This window comes from Rhizobium sp. BK060 (assembly GCF_014193145.1).
GTDB lineage: Bacteria > Pseudomonadota > Alphaproteobacteria > Rhizobiales > Rhizobiaceae > Rhizobium.
Map to the genome: position 1 here is coordinate 1 of NZ_JACHYW010000070.1, position 1,402 is coordinate 1,402.

At 55.3% G+C, this 1,402-nt stretch carries 3 pseudogenes; 1 reads left to right on the top strand and 2 read right to left on the bottom strand.

The features are described from left to right. Both FHT71_RS32090 and FHT71_RS31150 read right to left on the bottom strand, forming a co-directional pair. Window positions 1-91: pseudogene (locus tag FHT71_RS32090) on the bottom strand (NAD(P)-dependent oxidoreductase); the annotation flags it as partial. Between the two features lie 148 nt (window positions 92-239). Then, window positions 240-710, bottom strand: a pseudogene (locus FHT71_RS31150) (LysR substrate-binding domain-containing protein); the annotation flags it as partial. A 601-nt stretch (window positions 711-1,311) separates the two neighbouring features. Here FHT71_RS31150 and FHT71_RS32095 point away from each other — a divergent pair. Continuing rightward, window positions 1,312-1,402, top strand: a pseudogene (locus FHT71_RS32095) (NAD(P)-dependent oxidoreductase); the annotation flags it as partial.

Consider the following 1,402-nt stretch of genomic DNA (forward strand, 5'->3'; position numbering starts at 1 on the left):
TGCGGACCTTGTGTCCCTTGTTTTGCAGATAGGGAACGGCATGGCGGCCGGCCTTGCCGCTTCCACCGGTAACTACGATCCGCTTGCTCATTTGATTGTCCGCTTCTTCTGCAACGACGCCCCACGTTGAAGCCAGGCGTATGAAGGTTCGAAAGAAGCGGTACAACGCCGGAAAGCGATGAATCAATAGATTGGAAATCACTGAACCGATGAGCTTGGTTCATCGATTGGGAATAGCCCTAGAATCCGTTGAGGTTGCGAACGATCTTGATCAAGGCCTCGACGCCGAAGGGGAGCTGCCGTCTGCTGGAATAGTACATGGAAAGCGGCGGGCCTATGGACGCCCACTTTGGAAGAATGACTTCCAGGCGCCCTGCGGAGACGTAGGGGCTTGCGAGTCTTTCGAGGCAATAGGACACCCCGACGCCTTCCAGGGCTGCATTGATGGCGAGATCGGTTTCGCCGGAAATCAGAGTTCCGGGAGCGTCGATTTCGCGCCGATCATCGCCGCGTTCGAATTCCCACTTGTAGATCTGTCCGCGGCCCGTTCGTATCCGGATGCAGTGGTGGGAATTGAGGTCCTCCGGCATCACAGGGCGACCATGGTTCCTGAGATAATCAGGGGTAGCGACAGCGACCCATTTCAAAGGAGGAGTGAGAGGAACTGCGATCATGTCTTCCGGGATGGTGCCGCTGTACCTGATACCGGCGTCGAAGCCTTCCGCTCAGGATACTGGCGCATCACACAGCGTATCGATAATTGAGTTATTCGGTGAAGCAATAGGCTGGTGGTCAATGGATCACTGAGTACAGTTCATTGTTTGAATATATCCGAACCACCGTTGTTAGGTCACTCAGGTGTCCAGCTTGAGTGATCGGATCGAGTGAAAACCTTTCGGGTTCGGTGGTCCACCACGTCAACCCATGGCCGGCACGCGGGAGTACAGACGTCAGATGGGATCACACTTCATTGCATTCGTCCCGACGACCGCCGCGATCGCCTGAGCAGGCCTGTCGATGTAATCGACAGTTTCGTTCCGCGCCGGCTATTAACACTTGCTCAAGAATCTCGACTTAGTTAGCGATTCCTCAAATGGGGACCTGGCGTATTTGGCACAGCAGCAGTGGTTAGATGAGGCCAGAGTGGTAGCCGGTAGGGACCGCGAACCGCCAGTGCTGTGAACGCTGCTCATCGGTTCAGTGATTTCCGATCCATTGATTCATCGCTATCCGGCATTGTACCGCTTCTTTCGAACCTTCATACGCCTGGCTTCAACGTGGGGCGTCGTTGCAGAAGAAGCGGACAGTCAAATGAGCAAGCGGATCGTAGTTACCGGTGGAAGCGGCAAGGCCGGCCGCCATGCCGTTCCCTATCTGCAAAACAAGGGACACAAGGTCCGCA